General features: G+C 38.4%; 18 protein-coding genes. All 18 read left to right on the plus strand.

Going from position 1 to position 21,436, the window contains the following annotated elements; genetic code table 11:
* The first annotated feature begins 36 nt into the window (after nt 1-36).
* A complete protein-coding gene (locus O7776_RS04920; RefSeq protein ID WP_274309504.1) occupies nt 37-1,077 on the plus strand; it encodes an aspartate-semialdehyde dehydrogenase in 1,041 nt (346 codons plus the stop codon).
* A gap of 15 nt (nt 1,078-1,092) precedes the next feature.
* Complete coding sequence (dapA, locus tag O7776_RS04925; RefSeq protein ID WP_274309505.1) at nt 1,093-2,004, plus strand: 4-hydroxy-tetrahydrodipicolinate synthase; 912 nt, start codon at nt 1,093-1,095, stop codon at nt 2,002-2,004.
* A gap of 194 nt (nt 2,005-2,198) precedes the next feature.
* Nucleotides 2,199-3,866 (plus strand): ribonuclease J, encoded by a 1,668-nt coding sequence (locus tag O7776_RS04930; RefSeq protein ID WP_241368040.1) that lies wholly within the window; start codon nt 2,199-2,201, stop codon nt 3,864-3,866.
* A 93-nt stretch (nt 3,867-3,959) separates the two neighbouring features.
* Nucleotides 3,960-6,257, plus strand: a complete 2,298-nt coding sequence (locus tag O7776_RS04935) for an FtsK/SpoIIIE family DNA translocase (RefSeq protein WP_274309506.1) — start codon at nt 3,960-3,962, stop codon at nt 6,255-6,257.
* Nucleotides 6,258-6,458: 201 nt separating this feature from the next.
* Complete coding sequence (locus O7776_RS04940; RefSeq protein ID WP_241368041.1) at nt 6,459-7,187, plus strand: GntR family transcriptional regulator; 729 nt, start codon at nt 6,459-6,461, stop codon at nt 7,185-7,187.
* Nucleotides 7,188-7,250: 63 nt separating this feature from the next.
* Nucleotides 7,251-8,327, plus strand: a complete 1,077-nt coding sequence (locus tag O7776_RS04945; protein WP_274309508.1) for a BMP family lipoprotein — start codon at nt 7,251-7,253, stop codon at nt 8,325-8,327.
* A gap of 298 nt (nt 8,328-8,625) precedes the next feature.
* Entirely contained in the window at nt 8,626-10,158 is a 1,533-nt protein-coding gene (locus O7776_RS04950; protein ID WP_274309509.1) for an ABC transporter ATP-binding protein, read from the plus strand.
* The gene (locus O7776_RS04955; RefSeq protein WP_274309510.1) at nt 10,158-11,207 is read left to right on the plus strand and encodes an ABC transporter permease; all 1,050 of its coding nucleotides are present in this window, start codon (nt 10,158-10,160) and stop codon (nt 11,205-11,207) included. Before O7776_RS04950 ends, O7776_RS04955 begins: the two co-directional genes overlap by 1 nt.
* Nucleotide 11,208: 1 nt before the next feature.
* Nucleotides 11,209-12,168 carry an ABC transporter permease gene (locus tag O7776_RS04960; RefSeq protein WP_274309511.1) on the plus strand — a complete coding sequence of 320 codons (960 nt, stop codon included), beginning with the start codon at nt 11,209-11,211 and terminating at the stop codon, nt 12,166-12,168.
* 407 nt (nt 12,169-12,575) lie between these two features.
* Entirely contained in the window at nt 12,576-13,838 is a 1,263-nt protein-coding gene (gene yfmF, locus O7776_RS04965) for an EF-P 5-aminopentanol modification-associated protein YfmF (protein ID WP_274309512.1), read from the plus strand.
* Nucleotides 13,839-13,841: 3 nt separating this feature from the next.
* Complete coding sequence (gene yfmH, locus O7776_RS04970) at nt 13,842-15,143, plus strand: EF-P 5-aminopentanol modification-associated protein YfmH (protein WP_274309513.1); 1,302 nt, start codon at nt 13,842-13,844, stop codon at nt 15,141-15,143.
* On the plus strand, nt 15,143-15,871 hold the full coding sequence (gene ymfI, locus O7776_RS04975) for an elongation factor P 5-aminopentanone reductase (RefSeq protein ID WP_274309514.1): 729 nt from the start codon (nt 15,143-15,145) through the stop codon (nt 15,869-15,871). Before yfmH ends, ymfI begins: the two co-directional genes overlap by 1 nt.
* A gap of 45 nt (nt 15,872-15,916) precedes the next feature.
* Entirely contained in the window at nt 15,917-16,174 is a 258-nt protein-coding gene (locus tag O7776_RS04980) for a DUF3243 domain-containing protein (protein ID WP_274309515.1), read from the plus strand.
* Nucleotides 16,175-16,435: 261 nt separating this feature from the next.
* Nucleotides 16,436-17,233, plus strand: coding sequence for a DUF3388 domain-containing protein (locus O7776_RS04985; RefSeq protein ID WP_274309516.1), 798 nt, complete (start codon nt 16,436-16,438; stop codon nt 17,231-17,233).
* Nucleotides 17,234-17,294: 61 nt separating this feature from the next.
* On the plus strand, nt 17,295-18,194 hold the full coding sequence (locus O7776_RS04990) for a helix-turn-helix domain-containing protein (protein WP_274309517.1): 900 nt from the start codon (nt 17,295-17,297) through the stop codon (nt 18,192-18,194).
* 47 nt (nt 18,195-18,241) lie between these two features.
* Nucleotides 18,242-18,820, plus strand: coding sequence for a CDP-diacylglycerol--glycerol-3-phosphate 3-phosphatidyltransferase (gene pgsA, locus O7776_RS04995; RefSeq protein WP_274309518.1), 579 nt, complete (start codon nt 18,242-18,244; stop codon nt 18,818-18,820).
* Nucleotides 18,821-18,902: 82 nt separating this feature from the next.
* Complete coding sequence (locus O7776_RS05000; RefSeq protein ID WP_274309519.1) at nt 18,903-20,156, plus strand: competence/damage-inducible protein A; 1,254 nt, start codon at nt 18,903-18,905, stop codon at nt 20,154-20,156.
* Between the two features lie 167 nt (nt 20,157-20,323).
* Nucleotides 20,324-21,394, plus strand: a complete 1,071-nt coding sequence (gene recA / locus O7776_RS05005; RefSeq protein WP_274309520.1) for a recombinase RecA — start codon at nt 20,324-20,326, stop codon at nt 21,392-21,394.
* Nucleotides 21,395-21,436: the final 42 nt, after the last annotated feature.

A 21,436-nucleotide genomic window follows, 5' to 3' on the forward strand; every position in this document is an offset into this window, starting at 1 on the left:
TATATACATACCGATTATTTATAGGAGAGATGAGACATGACGAAAAAATTAAATGTTGCAGTAGTTGGTGCAACAGGAGCAGTAGGATCAAAAATGATGGAGAAGTTAGTGGAGCGTAATTTCCCAATCGAGACAATCAAATTTTTAGCCTCGGCTCGTTCTGCAGGTAAAACAATTGAATTTAATGGAACACAATATAAAATCGAAGAAGCAACACCAGAAAGCTTTGAAGGTGTAGATGTAGCATTATTCTCTGCTGGAGGCTCAGTGTCTGAGGTATTAGCACCAGAAGCAGCAAAACGTGGGGCAATCGTTATTGATAACACTAGTCACTTCCGTATGGACCCAGAAGTACCACTTGTTGTACCAGAAGTAAACCGCCATGCTTTAAAAACAATTCCTAAAGGGATTATTGCCAATCCAAACTGTTCAACAATCCAGATGGTAGCAGCTCTTCAACCAATTCGTGAAAAATTTGGTTTAACAAAAATTATCGTCTCTACTTACCAAGCCGTTTCAGGTTCAGGTATTGCAGCAATTGAAGAATTACGCGAGCAAAGTGCACAGTGGGAAGCTGGCAAAAATGTAGAAGCAAACGTATTACCGGTTAAATCAGATGTAAAGCATTATCCAATCGCACGTAACGTCATTCCCCAAATTGACAAGTTTACTGATAATGGCTTTACGTATGAAGAAATGAAAATGATTAACGAAACGAAAAAAATTATGGAAGCACCTGGCATGAAAGTAGCAGCTACATGTGTACGTGTACCAGTAGTTTCAGGTCACTCAGAATCTGTATATATCGAGGTAGAGCAAGAAACAACAGTACAAGAAATTTTTGAAGCCTTAAAAGCTGCACCAGGTATTACATTGCAAGATGACATTTCACAACAGCTTTACCCGATGCCAATTTTTGCAGAAAACGAAGAAGCAACATTCGTAGGCCGTATTCGCCAAGATCTAGATAACAAAAAAGGCTTCCACTTATGGATTGTTTCTGACAATTTACTAAAGGGTGCTGCACTAAATTCTATTCAAATTGCAGAAGCTATGTTAGAGGATAACTTACTATAAGAGGGGGATTTGCTAATGGATTTTGGACGAATTGGTACAGCGATGATTACGCCATTTAAAAAAGATGGCACCATTAATTATCCTGAACTTGAGCGTATTATAAATCATCTAATTGAAAATGGAACAGATTGCATTGTCGCGTGCGGTACAACTTCAGAAAACCCGACAATGTCAACAGAAGAAAAAATTGAAGTAGTACGTTTCACAGTTGAAAAATCAGCAGGTCGTGTGCCGGTTATTGCGGGAACAGGGGATAACGAAACGGCATATTCAATTATGATGACACATAAAGCTGAAGAAAACGGTGCAGATGGTATTATGCTTGTAACACCATACTACAATAAGCCTAACCAACGCGGTATGTATGCCCACTTTGAAACAATCGCAAAAGAAACGCAACTGCCAGTCATGCTATATAATGTACCAGGTCGTACAGGTGCCAATATTTTAGCTGACACGACAATATCATTAAGCCGTGATGTTGAAAATATTACATGTATTAAAGAAGCGAGCGGTAACTTGGACCAAATGGGTGACATTATCGAAAATGTTGAGCCAGACTTTTACGTATATTCTGGTGATGACGGCTTAACCTTACCGTTACTTGCGATTGGTGGTCGCGGTATAATCTCAGTAGCCTCACATGTAGTCGGAAAAGATATGCAGCAAATGATTCGAGCGTTTGAGGAAGGTCGTCATCAGGAGGCGGCTCAAATTCACCGAGCTTTATTACCACTTGTCCGTGCGCTATTTGCACAGCCAAATCCATCGCCAATTAAATATGCGATGACAAAGCTAGGCTTTGATACTTTAGATGTACGCATGCCGATGATGGAAATGCTTCCAGAAGAAAAAGAAGCATTTGACGTGATTTGGGATACGTATCAAGCAAAAGCCGATAAATTCCGTGCCTTACAAAACAGTTAACACAAAATATCACCAACTTCGTAATGGAGTTGGTGTTTTTTACTTCTATCATTAGTTTTGATCGAAAATGAAGTACATAAAGTATATAGCTCAATAAATAGATAAATAACATTTTTTTATTTGTACTAACACCGTTTCCACCGTATAATGAAATTTAAGTGGTTGCTGTTCGGAACATTTTAGGAGGAAACAAAGTGACAAAGACAAAAAACGAATTAATCCGTGTCATCCCGCTTGGCGGCGTTGGCGAAATCGGAAAATCAATGTATGTAATTGAAATCGACGAAGAGCTTTTCGTAGTAGACAGTGGGTTAATGTTCCCAGAGGACGAGATGCTTGGAATTGATATCGTCATTCCAGATATTACGTATCTAGAAGAAAATAAAGAACGCGTAAAAGGGATTTTCTTAACGCACGGACACGAAGACGCAATTGGTTCGATCGCGTATGTGTTAAGAAAAGTAAAAGCACCTGTTTACGGCTCAAAATTATCAATCGCACTAGCAAAAGAGCATTTGAAAGAATTACCAGCACCTTACCAAGTGAAGTTCTTCGAGGTAACGAGCAATAGTCGCATGAACTTCAATTCAACGTATGTAACGTTTTTCCATACAACACACAGTATTCCGGATTCACTAGGGATTGTGTTCCATACGTCTGAAGGGGCAATCGTTCACACAGGTGAATTTAAATTTGACCAAGCTGCTAAAGGCAAATTCAAGCCGGACTTAGCAAAAATGGCGATGGTAGGGGAAGAAGGTGTATTTATGCTTCTTTCAGAGTCGATTGAAGCAGAACGCCCAGGCTATACAACGAGTGAAGCAGTCATCGCAGAGGAGTTACAAAAAACATTTCATTCTGCGCCAGGCCGTATTATTGTAGCACTTTATGCATCAAACTTTATCCGCATTCAACAAATATTCACACAAGCAGCCGAGTCTTATCGTAAAGTAGCGGTAGTTGGAAAATCATTAGAGAAAATTGTTGATATTGGTGTGAATTTAGGCTATTTAGAAGTCGATGAAGATACAATTATTCCAGTAAACGAAATCAGCAAATACGAAGACGATGAAATAATTATTATGGCAACAGGTAACAAAGGTGAACCACTTGATGCGCTAGACAAAATCGTGCGCAAACACCACCGTGATGTCAAAATTAAAAATACAGATACTGTTTTAATTACTTTCACGCCATCACCATCGATGGAAGTGCAAATGTATAACACTATGAACCAATTAGCAAAAGCCGGTGCAAATGTCTTAACATCTAACAAAAAAGTACATGTATCGGGGCATGGTAGCGCAGAAGATTTAAAATTAATGTTAAACTTCATGAAACCAAAGTATTTTGTGCCGATTCAAGGTGAATACCGTATGTTAATTGCGCACTCAAAATTAGCACAAGAAATAGGGCTACAAAAATCACAAATTTTCATCGCAGATAAAGGCGATATTATAGAATACAAAAGTGGCAAAATGCGCATGACTGGTCGTGTACAAGCTGGTAATGTTTTAATCGACGGAATCGGCGTTGGTGATGTTGGAAATATCGTATTGCGTGATCGTAAGTTATTATCACAAGATGGTATTTTTATTGTTGTTGTGACACTTAACCGTGCGCAAAAGAAAATTGCATCAGGTCCAGAAATTTTATCACGTGGTTTCGTTTACGTTCGTGAGTCAGAGCAGCTAATGGAAGAAGCTTCAGACATTGCACGTGAAGTTATCGAAAAATACGTTGGTAAAGAAACATTTGAATGGACAAACATTAAGCAAGAAATTCGTGACACTTTAAATCAATATCTATTCCAAAAAACAAAGCGTCGTCCAATGATTATTCCAATTATTATGGAATACTAGGATTAGCGAAAATTGAAAAGGGTTTTCTTACAGCAGTGTGAGAAAGCCTTTTTTGTTACTATGAAAGCAACGAAGAAGTAGGTGAATGAACTATTGGAACGAAAATCAAAATCGGGAAAAGCGAAAGCAAAACCAAAACAAAAAAACAAGCCCAAGTTAAAGGCTGATAGTAAAAAAGAGTTACATCCACTCGCATATGAAATTATCGGTATTGTTTTAATCGCACTGGCCTTAATTGAGTTTTTGGAATTTGGACTAGTCGGTAGATGGATGCATTCGATTGCGATGTTTATCTTTGGTAATCTGCATTTTATTGTGCCGTTATTATGTTTTATCATTTCGGGCATGTTAATGGTCAAACGTCGTGGAGTAGCATTTAAGACACGTATCATTTATGGTGTGTTATTTGTTGGTATGAGCTTAACAATTTTTAGTCACAGTATGTTATTTGAACAGTTGCATAATACGAATGGATTGTTATCAAATTCAGTATTAAAAGAAACGTGGCGAATTTTAATTAGCACAGATGGAATTGTCAATCGCAGTAATGCGTTGGGTGGCGGTATGATTGGTGGCTTATTATTTAGTATTTTGCACGTTCTATTCGACGCGGGTGGTGCAAAAATTGCTGCCTTTGTGTTGTTTGTAATAGGCGTGATTTTAATTACAGGAAAAGCACTTGTACCATTTTTAGTTGAAAAAGCACCTTCTGTAAAAGGAAAAATAAAATTACCAAAGCGTCGTGCCAAAGTAGAGCAGCCACAGGAAACAAAGAAACGTGCGCGTCGTCCGCAGCAAGAAATCGAGGAAGATCAATTCGCACAAAATTATGAAGAAATTGTAATCACGGCGGCAAATCATGAGCCTGCAAATGTGTCGAATTTTACTGAAGAAAAGCTGTCACCACAAGTAATAGAGTTAGAAGAAGTAGAGGTAGATGTAACGCCGCTTGTTCAGGAACCTCCTACAACGCAGCAGTCATATAAATTACCGTCTATTCAACTATTGAATGCGCCACCGCAACATGATCAAAGTGGAGAGTATTCCATCATTCAGATGAATGCCAAAAAACTTGAACAAACCTTTGCAAGCTTTGGTGTAAAGGCCAAAGTGACACAGGCTCATTTAGGACCGGCTGTTACGAAATACGAGGTGATGCCAGATACGGGAGTTAAGGTTAGCAAAATTGTGGGCTTGCAGGATGATTTAGCATTGGCACTAGCCGCAAAGGATATTCGAATTGAAGCGCCAATTCCAGGGAAATCGGCAGTAGGAATTGAAGTGCCCAATAGTGAAATTGCAATGGTAACATTACGTGAAGTAATCGAATCCAATGAAATAGTAAAGCCTGATTCAAAACTGTTTGTCAGTTTAGGTCGAGATGTAACAGGGCAAGCGATCTCTGCAGAGCTAAACAGAATGCCGCACTTATTAGTTGCTGGTTCGACAGGTAGTGGTAAAAGTGTATGTATTAATGGCATTATTGTGTCACTTTTAATGCGTGCTACACCGAGTGAAGTTCGCTTGATGATGATTGACCCGAAAATGGTTGAATTAAGTGTATATAACGGAATTCCTCACTTGTTAGCGCCTGTTGTAACAGATGCTAGAAAAGCGTCACAAGCTTTACAAAAGGTAGTAGCTGAAATGGAACGTCGTTATGATCTCTTTTCGATGTCAGGTACACGGAATATTGAAGGTTATAATGCTTACATTATGCGTCATAATATGGAAACAGGAGAGGAACAACCGAAGCTACCGTTCATCGTCGTGATTGTCGATGAGTTAGCGGATTTAATGATGGTTGCCTCACATGAGGTGGAGGATGCGATTACACGATTAGCGCAAATGGCACGTGCTGCAGGGATTCATTTAATTATTGCCACACAGCGACCATCTGTAGATGTCATTACTGGTATTATTAAAGCGAATATTCCATCACGAATTGCCTTTGCAGTATCATCAGCAGTTGATTCACGTACAATATTAGATATGGGCGGTGCGGAACGATTATTAGGACGTGGCGATATGCTGTATTTACCGGCTGGTGCATCAAAACCAGTCCGTGTACAAGGTGCATTTGTAAGCGATCAAGAAGTGGAAAAGGTAATTGACAGCGTAGTAGAGCAGCAAAAAGCACAATACGAAGAGGCGATGATTCCAACTGATGAACCAGTAGCAAATGAATTAGATGACACGGATGAGCTTTATGATGAAGCCGTACAGCTTGTAATAGAAATGCAAACCGCTTCGGTGTCATTATTACAGCGTCGATTCCGTATAGGCTATTCTCGTGCTGCGCGAATCGTTGATCAAATGGAAGCGCGCGGAGTTGTCGGACCTCCTGAAGGAAGTAAACCAAGACAAGTATTAGGAAATCGTTATAATTAAGTAAAAATTAAAGTAAATTATTTTTTCAGAAATGAATTATTTTTGTAGATTTTTTAAATAATTTCGCTCAATATTTCATTTAACATAACACATTATTAGAAATATGTTTTCTTTTTGTGTTTAAAGTGTTATATTATTTACGAATTAGTAGGAATGTTGTACATCAGATGTCTGATCTCTATGTTATGGTGGTGATATTAAGTGTCCATTAAAGCTGATCATCGTCATTTATACCTGCAAGTAATTGACCGTTTAAAGTCAGATATTGAAAAAGGGACTTATCGTGAAAACGAAAAATTACCTTCTGAGTTTGAATTATCAAAGACACTAGGTGTAAGTCGTGCAACGCTTCGTGAAGCACTTCGACTTTTGGAAGAAGAAAACATCATCGTGCGTCGTCATGGTGTTGGCACATTTGTAAATCCAAAACCGTTGTTTACATCTGGTATTGAGCATTTATCGAGTGTGTCTTCTATGATTGAAAATGCCGGAATGCGACCTGGTACGATTTTTATTAGTGCCAAGGAAGAAAAGGCAACAGAAGATGATGTGGAACGTTTCCAAACTGACATTGATGACAATGTTATAACGATTGAACGTGTAAGAACGGCAGATAATGAGCCGGTAGTTTACTGTGTGGACAGAGTGCCAGCGAATCTTTTGCCAAGTGAATTTTTAAACAATCAAAATGTTTCAATTTTTTCGGCTTTAGAGCAAACGGGCAATATTCGTGTTGCTTATGCAGTTACTTATATTGATCCGGTGGGCTTCCATGACGAAGTATCTCCAATTTTGAAATGTGGTCCAGAAACCGCTCTACTTGTTTTGAAACAGCTACATTATGATGAAAATGATCGTGTAGTACTTTATTCGAAAAATTATTTCAGAGCTGATAAATTCAGCTTCCATGTAGTACGTAAACGGGTGTAGAACAAATTTTTTAATTATTCCTGCTAATATCATCAATCAATTACCTTTGAGGGGGACTCATTTATGAAAAAGCGTAAATTTGGTTTATTAATTTCTTCTGTAGTAGCAACTGGTGCTATCTTAGCTGCATGTGGTAGCGACGAAGCTAAAGAAAAAGACACAAACAAAGGCTCTGGTAACGAAGGTGATAATTTCTCAGTAGCCATGGTAACAGACGTTGGTGGTGTTGATGACAAATCATTCAACCAATCAGCTTGGGAAGGTGTTCAAAAATTTGGTGCTGACAACGGCCTATCTAAAGGCGATGGCGGTTTCGATTACTTACAATCTCAATCAGACGCTGACTACAACACAAACTTAAACAACTTATTACGTCGTGACTTCGACTTAGTATTCGGTGTTGGTTTCATGATGGGTGACGCGATTGGTGAAGTAGCAACTGAAAATCCAGATGCTCAAATCGCACTTATTGACGCTGAAGTAGATGCGCCAAACGTAGCAAGCATCCTGTTCAAAGAGCAAGAAGGTGCATTCTTAGCAGGTGTTGTTGCTGCTGAAATGTCTAAATCAGGTAAAATTGGTTTCGTAGGTGGCGTTGATATCCCAGTTATCAACCGTTTCCATGCTGGTTTCGTTCAAGGTGCTAAAGCAGTAAACCCTGACATCGAAATCCAAGTAAACTACACAGAAGCATTTGATGACGCTTCTAAAGGTAAAATCGCTGCAAACTCTATGTACTCTTCAGGCGTAGATATTATCTTCCACGCTGCTGGTGGTACTGGTAACGGTGTATTCTCTGAAGCAAAAGAACGTAAAGCAAAAGACCCTAACGCTAACGTATGGGTAATCGGTGTAGACGCTGACCAATACGCTGAAGGACAAGTTGATGGTTCAACAAACATCACATTAACTTCTATGTTAAAAGGTGTTAACAACGCAGTAGTAGATATCTCTAATAAAGCTAAAGAAGGTAAATTCCCTGGTGGTGAAACAACTGTTTACGGTTTAGCTGAAGATGGTGTTGGCTTAGCAGATTCTCGTGGCGCAATTCCACAAGAAATTTTAGATGATGTAGAAGATTACAAACAAAAAATTTCTTCTGGCGAAATTAAGGTTTCTGAAGAAAAACCTAAAGAATAGTTCGTTTATTATTGGAGGAAATCATCATAGGTGGCAAAGGTCGCCTATGATGATTTTGTGATTTAAAGAACAGTTCGAAAAATTCTGATAAACATTGTGGTAGGATTTGAAAAGGTGTTTATTTGATTGATAGATAAATGAAAGCGTTCTATTTAGAAGTGTAATATAAAGGGAATATTCAATCTTTATCGAATAATATAAAATTGATAGATGAAAGATTTTCTTGAAAAATCTTTCATGTGTTAATTTTAAACTAATACTAATTTTTATTTTTAAATAGCCTAAAGGAGTGAATTGAGTGGAACATGTGATTGAGATGCTTGGAATCCGAAAAGAATTCGGAAACTTTGTAGCAAATAACAATATCACCCTCCAATTAAAAAAAGGCGAAATTCATGCACTGTTAGGAGAAAACGGTGCAGGTAAGTCGACTTTAATGAATGTGCTTTTCGGTCTTTACCAACCAGAAGCTGGTGAAATAAAAGTACGTGGGAAAGTAGAAAAAATTACAGATCCAAACAAAGCGAATGATTTAGGAATCGGGATGGTTCACCAACACTTCATGTTAGTGGAAAACTTCACGGTAACAGAAAATATCATTTTAGGTAGTGAGCCAACAAAATTTGGTTCTATCAACATTAAAGATGCAGCAAAGAAAATTGCAGATTTATCGAAGCAATACAATTTAGATGTAGATCCATACGCAAAAATTGAAGATATTTCTGTTGGGATGCAGCAACGTGTAGAAATTTTAAAAACGTTATACCGTGGAGCTGAAATTTTAATTTTCGACGAGCCAACAGCGTCACTAACTCCTCAAGAAATTACAGAATTAATGGCGATTTTAAAACTTCTTATTAAAGAGGGGAAATCAATCATCATTATTACACACAAACTAAAAGAAATTATGGAGGTATCAGACCGCGTTACGATTATTCGTAAAGGTGAAGGTATTGGTACAGTTGTTACAGCTGAAACGAATCCAGATCAGCTAGCTGAATTAATGGTTGGACGTCAAGTGGAGTTCAAAACAGAAAAGACAGAAGCACATCCTACTGAAGAAGTACTTTCAGTTGAAAACTTAGTTGTAACGGATTACCGTAATATTGAGAAGGTAAAAGGCTTAAATTTATCAGTGCGCCGTGGTGAAATTGTGGGTATCGCAGGGATTGATGGAAATGGTCAATCTGAATTGATCGAAGCAATTACAGGACTTCGTAAAATTAAGAGCGGTAAAGTGACGCTAAACGGTAAAGAAATTACAGGCTTAAAGCCACGTGAAATTACTGAAACAGGCTTAGGGCATATCCCACAAGACCGTCATAAGCATGGACTTGTACTGGATTTCCCGATTGGTCATAATATTGCACTGCAAACTTATTACAAAGAACCAATTTCAAAAGGTTTTGTAATGAACTATAAAAAAATTAACGAAAAAGCACGTCAAGTTATTGAAGAGTTCGACGTTCGTACGGGTCAAGGTGAAATGACGCCAGCCCGTGCACTTTCTGGTGGTAACCAACAAAAGGCGATTATTGGTCGTGAGGTTGATCGAGACCCGGATTTATTAATTGCGGCACTTCCTACACGTGGTCTTGATGTTGGTGCGATTGAATTTATTCATTCACGCTTAATCGAACAACGTGATAAAGGAAAAGCGGTATTACTAATTTCGTTTGAGTTGGATGAAGTTATGAATGTTTCCGACAAAATTGCTGTTATTTATGATGGAACAATTATTGATACAGTCAATCCAAAAGAAACAACTGAACAAGAGCTAGGTCTATTAATGGCCGGCGAAAAGCGTAAGGCGAAGGAGGGGAACGAATAATGTCTAATCGTACAATCAATATTCTCGTTCCTGTCATCTCCGTTATTTTAGGTTTATTAGTAGGTGGAATCGTGATGATAGTCAGTGGTTACAATGCCATTGATGGCTACATCGCGTTATGGAACGGTATTTTTGGTGATGCGTATTCAATAGGGAATACAATTCGTCAAATTACACCATATATTTTATCTGGTCTTGCGGTAGCGTTTGCGTTCCGTACAGGGCTATTTAATATCGGGGTAGAAGGTCAATTATTAATGGGATGGGTAGCAGCGGCATATGTTGGTTATGCAATTGAGGGCTTACCTCGTATTATCCATTTACCATTGGCTTTACTTGCAGCGGCAGCAGCGGGTGCTTTCTGGGCATTTATTGTTGGTTATTTAAAGGCCAAGCTTCATGTTCATGAAGTAATTGCTTCCATCATGTTAAACTATACAGCACTTTATGTTACAAATGCAGTCATTAGATCATTATCAGACGGTGGCTTTAAAACACCAACTGTTTTAGAATCGGCAACTTTACGTAATCAATGGCTACGTGAGTTTACAGATAACTCTAGTATGCATTTAGGGATTATTGTTGCCATTTTAATGGTATTTATTATGTGGTTCTTACTTGAAAAAACAACACGTGGTTACGAACTAAAGGCAGTAGGTTTTAACAAAAATGCTGCTGAATATGCAGGGATGAATGTAAAGAAAAACATCATTTTAGCAATGACAATTTCAGGTGTTTTTGCAGGTCTTGCTGGTGCGATGGAAGCCCTTGGTACATACCAAAACGCTTCGATTAAAGCAGCGCAATCTGGCATTGGTTTTGACGGAATCGCAGTAGCGTTACTTGGTGCCAATAACCCAATTGGTGTATTCTTCGGGGCATCATTATTTGGTTCTTTAAAATATGGGGCATTAAATATGCCAAACGCTGCTGGAATTCCAGAAGAAATCGTGTCAATTATTATTGCTGTAATTATTATATTCGTAGCTTCTGGCTATATTTTACGCGTTGGTTTAGAGAAATTCGGAAAGAAAAAGGAGGGCAAGTAACATGAGCTTTTTAGAGGTGTTATACTTTATCGTCCCTTCTGCTCTACTTTATGCAACACCACTTATTTTTACAGGTATAGGCGCATTATTTTCTGAGCGTGCTGGGGTAATTGGTCTTGGTGTTGAAGGTTTAATGGTTGTTGGTGCGTTTACAGGGATTTATGTAAACTTAGAATTTTACGATCAATTTGGTAAAGCGGTTATTTGGGTCGCATTACTTGCCGCTTTAGTAGCAGGCGCCATCTTCTCTTTAATCATCGCTATAGCGGCAGTAACATTCCGCGCAGACCAAACTGTTACAGGGGTAGCGTCCAATTTGTTAGCCGCTGCGATTACAGTATTCTTAGTAAAATTAATTTATGATAAAGGCCAAACGGATATGATCCAGGCACCGATTCGTCGTTTTGAAGTGCCATATTTATCAGATATACCGTTCTTTGGTAAGCTACTATTCCATGATGTATATGCAACAACGATTATCGCGTTAATCGTAGCAATTGGTGCTTGGTACATTTTATTCAAAACGCCATTTGGTTTACGTATTCGTGCAGTTGGGGAACATCCAATGGCAGCAGATACGATGGGGATTAACGTAGCAAAAATGCGTTATATCGGTGTTATGATTTCAGGTGCATTAGCGGCAGTTGGTGGTGCGTCATTAGCAATGACTGTATCAGGCGACTTCTCAGCTTCAACAATTGCGGGGCAAGGGTTCATTGCCATCGCAGCGATGATCTTTGGTAAATGGCATCCACTTGGTACATTAGGTGCCGCACTATTCTTCGGTTTAGCGCAAACACTAAGTATCGCAGGTGGTAATATTCCATTCATCCAGGACATCCCACCAGTAATTCTACAAATTTTACCGTATATATTAACGATTCTTGCATTAGCAGGTTTCATCGGTAAAGCAGTAGCACCAAAAGCGTCAGGTATACCTTACATTAAAGGTAAGCGATAAAATGAATTTCAAACCTCTGTACAATTTCATTGTACAGAGGTTTTTGCATTAGTTGCGGAGTAAATGCTCATATGTGCGAAATAGTGAGAGATGTGCACGAGTTTATGTCAAGCGTGGATACGTGCGATAATTCATAAATTATGTGCGCTTTTCAGAATTTACGTGCGAATACCCATAAAACACCACTCCGCGCAATCCCAATCTCCAGCAACCAAACGGCTAGAAAAGCAATATTCACTACGTAGAATATTTATTGTCCAAATCGCCATACTAAAACGAAAAACAGATGAATTTCATGGATTTCTTGCCGGTTTCGACAACTTTTGGATAATAATTTTGCACAAAGCGATACAACACATGTATAGTAGAAGAAGAATGATTTTATTAGGTAGTCAGGAGGAGTTTTTTTGTTTTTAACGACTGAAATTGCGAAAGGTGTTTCGCTTCATATACGACAAACGGCTCAATTTAAAACTATCAATTTTTCAATTAAGTGGAGAGCCCCACTTTCTGAAAAAACAGCATCAGAGCGCACGGTACTTTCAAATGTCTTGCAGCATAGTAACGAAAAATTCCCAACTTCAGCAAGCTACCGTAGCTATTTAGATGATCTATTTGGCACAGTGTTATACTTTGATACAACAAAGCGTGGCGCGGAGCATACGCTTTTATTCAATGTGGAAACGGTTAATGACCAGTATTTATCGCACGGTAATGTATTAAATGAAGCAATTGAGTTAATTCATGAAGCAATCTTTAAACCGAATTTTGAAAATGGCCAATTTAAAGAAGCAATTGTAGAACGCGAAAAAAGTATGGTTGTGCAGCGTATTCAATCTATATTTGATGACAAATCACGCTATGCACAAAAGCGTTTAACTGAAATTTTACGTCCTAATTCGCCGGCTTCATTTTCAGCGAACGGTACGATTGGCGATGTAAAAGCAATTACACCTGCCACATTAACAAAAACTTATGAAGAAATGCTAAAAAACGACGTTATCGACATTTATGTAGTAGGTGATGTCGATGTAGAGGAAATGACAGCCAAAATTAAAAAGACGTTACCATTTGCAGATCGTGGAACCGTCAACTTACCAAAAGTACCAGCATTTAATGATCAAGTACAACAATACACAAAAGAAACACAAGAAATGAAGCAAGGTAAGCTGCATATTGGTTATTCAACACCTGTGAGCTTTGGCGATGAAGATTTTGCGAAAATGCAAATCTTTAACGGTATTTTCGGCGGCTATGCCCATTCGAAAATTTTTATGAATGTGCGTGAAAAGGAAAGTTTAGCGTATTATGCCTCAAGTTCGTATTCTTCACACTATGGTTTACTATTTGTTGTATCAGGAATTGAGCCTACAAATGAAGAAAAAGCGCGCTTAGTAATCGTAGAGCAGTTAACTTCGATTCAAAATGGAGAAATTACCGATCTGGAGTTAGCGCAAACAAAAGCGATGCTTATTAACCAATTAAAAGAAGCATTAGATTCATCGCGCGGTCAAATTGAAATTTTTGACCAATATAAAGAACTGCAAGAGTCATTTTCATTAGACACATGGGTTACGCGCTGGTCAAATGTGACAAAACAAGATGTACAAGAAATGGCAAAGCAAATTAAATTACAGGCAACGTATTTCTTATGCGGTAAGGAGGAGTAACACTTGCAAACGATTGAATTTAAACAACTAGAAGAAACCCTTTATTATAAAAAATTAAACAATGGCTTAGACGTTTACATTTTGCCCAAAAAAGGCTTTTCAAAAGCATTTGTAACGTTTACGACAAAGTATGGTTCGACTGATCGTACATTCGTGCCAATTGGTGAAACAGAAGCGATTACTGTTCCAGACGGGATTGCGCACTTTTTAGAGCACAAAATGTTCGAAAAAGAAGATGGCGACGTATTCCAAAAATTTAGCGAAGTCGGCGCGCAAGCAAATGCCTTCACGTCATTTACACGAACAGCTTATTTATTTTCGGCAACCGATCATATTAAGAAAAGCACAGAAACACTATTAAACTTCGTGCAGGAGCCTTATTTCACAGAAGAAACAGTAAACAAAGAGAAGGGCATTATCGGACAGGAAATTACGATGTATGATGATCAACCAGATTGGCGTTTATACTTTGGCGCAATCGAGAACATGTACCACAATCATCCTGTAAAAATTGATATCGCCGGTACAATTGAAACGATAGGTGGCATTACAGCCGAGCATTTATATACATGCTACAACACGTTTTACCATCCATCGAATATGCTGCTATTTGTCATTGGTGCAGTAGACCCAACAGAAATGATGACATTTATCGAAAACAACCAAAACGAAAAAACATTCCCTGAAGCGACACCGTTAAAGCGTCTATTTGATGAAGAGCCATCAACAGTTGCGATAAAAGAACGTGAACTTCATATGGATGTCCAAAAACCGAAAGTATATGTAGGATTGAAAGCAAAAGATGTGAATTTAAGCGGTGAAGCGATGCTAAAGCATGAGCTATCAGTACAAATTGCATTAGAATGCCTATTTGGTCGTGCTTCACAATTCTACACAGACATTTATGAAAATGACTTAATTGATGAATCATATGGCTATGATTTCTCATTAGAACAGGGCTATGGCTTTGCATTAATCGGTTCTGATACAGAGCAACCAGATAAGTTAATAGAAGTTATTAAAGAAAAATTAGCGCAAGCAGAAAATGCAAACGTATTTACAGCAGAAGATGTAGAGCGAATCAAACGTAAAAAAATCGGCTTCTTCTTACGTGCATTAAATTCAATCGAATTTATCGCCAACCAATTTACACGCTATAAATTTAACGATATGAACTTATTTGATGTTGTGCCAATGTTAGAAACACTCACAGTAGAAGATATCGTGCAAGCATTCAAAACTATACAAGGTGAAGAACAGCAAACCGTATTCACGATTTTACCGGTTAGTCAGCGCAAGGCATAATGAAGAAATTTGCATTAGTTTGTGGATCGTCTGGTGCGATTGGCGAAGCAATTTGTCGAAGTCTCGCACAAGACGGCTGGTCGTTGTATTTGCATTACAACGCGAGTAGAGAAAAGGTACAAGTGTTGTATGCGCAATTAGCGGAAAGTTATCCACAGCAAGAATTTATTCCGGTGCAAGCTGATTTTAGTGCTGAAACAAGTGCAGAACAGCTTGCAGCACAAATTTTTTCATTGCAGGCAATTATATTTGCAAATGGCCATGCGTATTACGGGTTACTTGAAGATACATCAAGTGCCGATATGAACAAATTATGGTGTGTACATGTTCAAAATCCGATGCGAACTACGGCTCTTTTAGCAAGTAAATTACGAGCTCATAAAGTAAGCTATGTACTTGTCATTGGGTCCATTTGGGGCGATGTTGGCGCGGCAGGAGAAGTTGTGTATTCTGCAGTAAAAGGGGCACAACATAGTTTTGTGAAGGCCTATGCACAAGAGGTCGCCTTTAATGGCATTCGAGTTAATGCGATTGCACCGGGAATTATTGATACAGCAATGAATGCAAAATTAGATGCGACTGAACGCGAAGAGCTTGAGAGCCAGATTCCACTGCAGGCTTTTGGTGAAGCACGTGATATTGCCAATATGGTCGCATTTTATGTGAGTGGTAAAGCCGATTATGTTACGGGTCAAATTATTCGAGTAAACGGTGGATGGTACATATAATTCCCTCTTCTTGTTCATACTAAGTGTGCGAGAGGAGGGAAACGTATGGGTATATTGCAAAACTGGGAGCAATGGACAAGTTTTTTAGGGCAGCAAGTATCGGATGCAAAGGATAGTGGCGTACCGAAAAAGATGATCGAAAAAGCAGCAGTTCAAATTGGGGAATACTTAGCAAAAAATGTAGATCCGCAAAATGAACAGGAACGCGTGCTTTCAGATTTATGGGCTGTCGCTGAAAAAGATGAAAAGCAAGCGTTAGCGAGTTGTGTTATGAAACTTGTTCAACAAAAACCGACAAATTAACTGAATAGCAAAGAAGGATGTCACTCACAAAATATGTGTGAGTGGCATCTTTTTTTAGTGAAGAAAGGAACAAATTTTTACATTCATAGCAATAAAATTTCATTTTGCCATTATAATTTTTAGAAATAGCATATTTTTCATTAGAAATTTCTAGAAAACTAACAAAAACAATGTTTTCGAACTTTTCAATAGGTACAAAATCCGCTATGATGGAACTTAGAAGAAATAATTACGTTTCTATTATGAGGGGACAGATAAAAAATGGGCGAATGGTATTTCGAATATGAAATTCAAGTGAATCGACCAGGCTTATTGGGGGATATTTCGTCGTTATTGGGGATGCTGCGTGTAAATATCGTATCCATTAATGGGGTAGATGAGGACCGCCGTGGCATGCTATTATCGACGGACAATGAAGAATCGATACAGCGTTTTATTTCCATCGTTTCGACAATGGAAAACATTAATGTCACTAGATTTCGTCAACCAAAGCTTCGCGATCATTTAGCACTTCGCCATGGCCATTATATTCCACGCGATGCGGATGAAAAAAATACATTCCGCTTTGTTCGAGATGAGCTCGGCATATTAGTTGATTTCATGGCCGAATTATTTAAGAAAGAAGGTCATAAGTTAATAGGGATTCGTGGAATGCCTCGCGTAGGGAAAACCGAATCCATCGTAGCAGCAAGTGTCTGTGCCAATAAACGCTGGCTGTTTATATCTTCAACAATGATTAAACAAACTGTTCGTAGCTCACTGATGGGCGACGAATTTAATGGCAATAATATTTTCATTTTAGATGGTGCGGTTACTCGTCGATCGAATGATGAACGTCACCAACAATTAGTGCGTGAAATTATGGGGATGCCAATGATTAAAGTAATTGAACATCCGGACCTTTTTGTACAGCATTCATCTTATAAATTAGAGGATTTCGATTATATTATTGAATTGCGCAATCACCCAGACGAAGAAATTACGTACGAAATCATTCAAAAAAATGATGTATTTCCTGATACGAATGATTTAGGGGGTTTCGGGGGATTTAGTTTTTAGTTAATAGCAAATTTTAACGACAATGTTTGTTAAAATGATTATTTGAATATATTAAAAGTAGGTGTTTTTTTTGACGGAACTAGGAGCTCGCTTAAAAGAGGCGAGATTAGCGAAGGGATATAGCTTAGATGATTTGCAAGAAATTACGAAAATTCAAAAGCGCTATTTAATCGGAATTGAAGAAGGTAACTATTCGATTATGCCGGGTTCTTTTTACGTACGTGCATTTATTAAGCAATATGCAGAAGCTGTGGGGTTAGATGCAGAACAAATTTTAACTGAATATCGTAGTGATATTCCAATGGTGCAAAAAGAAGAAGTGGCACAATCGTTTACACATAGTCCAAGTCGACGTAAAATGACTTCTTCATCGAATAGTAAAATGATGGAGGCTATGCCGAAATTGATTGTCGCATTATTTGCGATTGTTATTTTAGTGGTCATTACAACACTTTATATGCAAAAAACAAGCAATGTTTCGGATGTAGTAGAAGATGATAATAAACCAATCGAATATGAACAAAATCAAAATTCTTTGCAAAATAAACCACAAACACCTGAAGAAGATGAAAAAGATCCTGAAGAGGACGTGCAACCAGAAGAGCCTGTGCAACAAGAGCCGGAAGTTGTTCAAGTCATCAGCCCTGGGGTTGCAGATGGTGAAAATACAACATATGAAGTAACAGGTACAGATACATTAAATATTCGAATTGAAGTATCAGGTTTAACATGGGTAGGGATTCGTAACGAACAGCGTCGAGAGCAGGTAGAAGCAAGATCATATAATGCCGGAGATGTTGTTGAGCACGATTCAACTGAAAATGGTTATGCTCGAATTCGTTTAGGAAATGCAAAAGCGGCTAAAGTATATGTAAATGATGAAGAAGTGCAATACGCTCAAGATCGTACGACACAAAATATTATTATTAAGTTAGTGAAAGAAGAACAACAAGGAGAGTAGTCATCTATTAGGATGGCTCTTTTCTTTCGGATGAAAGGTGTTAACAAATGAATATTCCAAATAAGATTACAGTGTCACGAATTTTGCTAATCCCGGTATTTGTCATTGTAATGATGTTTGACTTTGGTTGGGGAAATATGACGCTATTTGGTGCGGAAATGCAAGTAAACTATTTTGTAGGGGCACTCATCTTTATCATCGCATCTGCTACAGACTGGGTGGACGGATACTATGCGCGTAAATACAATTTAGTTACAAACTTAGGGAAGTTTTTAGATCCACTAGCCGATAAATTATTAGTATCAGCTGCGTTTATTTTACTAGTAGAAATTGACTTAGCACCTGCATGGATTGTTATTGTCATTATTTCTCGTGAATTTGCAGTAACAGGCTTGCGTTTAATTTTAGCGGGGCAAGGAGAAGTTGTTGCAGCCAACCAATTAGGTAAAATTAAAACATGGGCGCAAATTGTTGCAATCTCAGCGTTAATTTTACACAATACGATTTTTACATTAATCGGTATTCCGTTTGATGTCATTATGCTTTATGTAGCGTTATTCTTCACATTATGGTCTGGATGGGATTACTTCTATCTAAACCGTCGCGTATTATTAGATTCAAAATAAAACAAGTAAGCTTTAGTTTTTTTGTTTTAACAACTCGTACTATAATTAGTGCGAGTTTTCTTAAATTTAAGGAGGAAATCTAATGAATGTAGAGATTATTGCGGTTGGTTCGGAATTATTATTAGGGCAAATCGCAAATACCAATGCAAAATATATTTCCAGTCAGCTTTCCGAGCTCGGTATTAATGTGTATTATCATACGGTTGTTGGTGATAATAGTGCGCGATTAGTTGAAGCGATTCAAATTGCGGAGCAGCGCGCAGATTTAATTATCTTTTCGGGTGGCTTAGGGCCGACGAAAGATGACCTAACAAAAGAAACTATTGCCAAGCACTTAAATCGTGAACTTATAATGGATGACATGGCGCTACAAGCAATTGAACAATTTTTTAACAAGCAAAACCGAGTGATGACAGAAAATAATCGCAAACAGGCGCTTGTGTTAGAAGGCTGTGACGTATTAACAAATCATCATGGCATGGCACCGGGGATGTTGTTAAAGGAAGGAAAGCAACTATATATGCTACTGCCTGGTCCCCCGAAGGAACTTGAGCCAATGTTTCAGTTTGAAGCGAAGCCAAAGCTTGCGGCATTACTTCATGATGGTGGGGTCATTACCTCGCATGTGCTTCGTTTTTATGGAATTGGAGAAGCTGAGCTAGAGGTGCGTGTACAGCATATATTAGATGCGCAAACGAATCCGACTGTTGCACCACTTGCTTCTGACGGAGAAGTCACGTTGCGTATTACCGCAAAAGCTAATAACGAACAACAAGCTTACATTTTAATAGAAGATAAAAAGCGTGAAATTCTTGATATTGTAGGTGACTATCATTATGGTGACAATGATGATTCGCTTGCGTCAAAGCTTGTAGAAATGTTGCTCGAAAATAAATTAACAATCGCTGCTGCAGAAAGTTTAACGGCGGGGTTATTCCAATCCGAGCTTGCTGAGATTTCTGGAGTATCTTCAGTGTTAGAAGGTGGCGTTGTAACTTATTCAGAACAAGCAAAGACAATGCAATTAGGCATTTCTGCACAATTAATTAATCGTTACAGTGTTGTAAGTAGTGAGTGTGCATCTGAAATGGCATTAAAGGTACGGGAAAAATTAGGCACGGATATTGGAGTTGGCTTAACAGGTGTAGCTGGCCCAGGAAGTCATTACGATCAGCCGGCAGGTACGGTTTGGATAGGCCTTGCGATTGGGAATAATCCCCCAGTAACGCATCGCTTACAATTATCAGGTGCGCGTAATACGAATCGCTTACGTGCAGTGAAATTTACATGTAGCTATTTAATGCGTGAGTTGGCCAAGCTTGGCTATAAAAAATAGTTCAATAATAAAACACTGGCAAATAGGAAATTTAGTCGTTTAAAATAGGATAAACAGAGAGTTTAAAAGAAACCGAAAATATGTTCGCTTTTTTCTTGAATGTTATCTCATTAGCAAGTATAATAGAGACATAAAACAATAAAGCTTTTTCTTAAGGAGGAAATGGTTTGAGCGATCGTAAAGCAGCGTTAGATATGGCACTAAAGCAAATTGAAAAACAATTCGGTAAAGGTTCTGTTATGAAGCTAGGAGAAAATACAGACCGTAAAATCGAAACATCTTCATCAGGTTCAATTGCAATTGATGCGGCATTAGGGGTTGGCGGTTATCCACGCGGACGTATTGTGGAAATCTATGGTCCAGAGTCTTCTGGTAAAACAACAGTTACATTACATGCCATTGCAGAAATTCAAGCAAATGGTGGTACTGCAGCATTTATCGATGCGGAGCACGCATTAGATCCAGTTTATGCACAAAAGCTAGGTGTCAATATTGACGAATTATTATTAGCGCAGCCAGATACAGGTGAACAAGCCCTTGAAATCGCAGAAGCATTAGTACGTTCTGGTGCGATCGATATTATTGTTATCGACTCTGTAGCAGCACTAGTACCAAAAGCAGAGATTGAGGGCGAGATGGGTGACTCACATATGGGTCTTCAAGCTCGTTTAATGTCTCAAGCATTACGTAAATTATCAGGTGTTATTAACAAGTCAAACACACTTGCAATCTTCATCAACCAAGTACGTGAAAAAATCGGGGTAATGTTCGGGAACCCAGAAACAACTACAGGTGGACGTGCATTAAAATTCTATTCATCTATCCGTTTAGAAGTACGTCGCGGTGAAGCGATTAAGCAAGGTACAGAAATCGTTGGTAACAAAACAAAAATTAAAGTCGTTAAAAATAAAGTTGCACCACCATTCCGCACAGCAGAAGTAGATATTATGTACGGTGAAGGGATTTCAAAAGAAGGTGAAATCGTTGACATTGGTGCAGAATTAGAAATTATTCAAAAGAGCGGTTCTTGGTATTCTTACAATAATGAGCGAATCGGTCAAGGTCGTGAAAATGTAAAAGCCTTCTTAAAAGAAAATCCAGCAATTCGTGAAGAAGTTGCTGAGAAAATCCGTCAAAGCTTCGGCATCGGTGGCGATATTGGCTACACAATCGGCTCACACGATACAGCAGAAGAAGAGGAAATTGACGAATTAGAATTATTCGAAGACAAAAAATAAGCTATTCTGGACATGTCATGCGCAAAATGCATGGCATGTTTT

Origin of the sequence: Solibacillus daqui (genome assembly GCF_028747805.1) — a bacterium.
In the GTDB taxonomy this organism is placed as follows: Bacteria; Bacillota; Bacilli; order Bacillales_A; family Planococcaceae; genus Solibacillus; species Solibacillus daqui.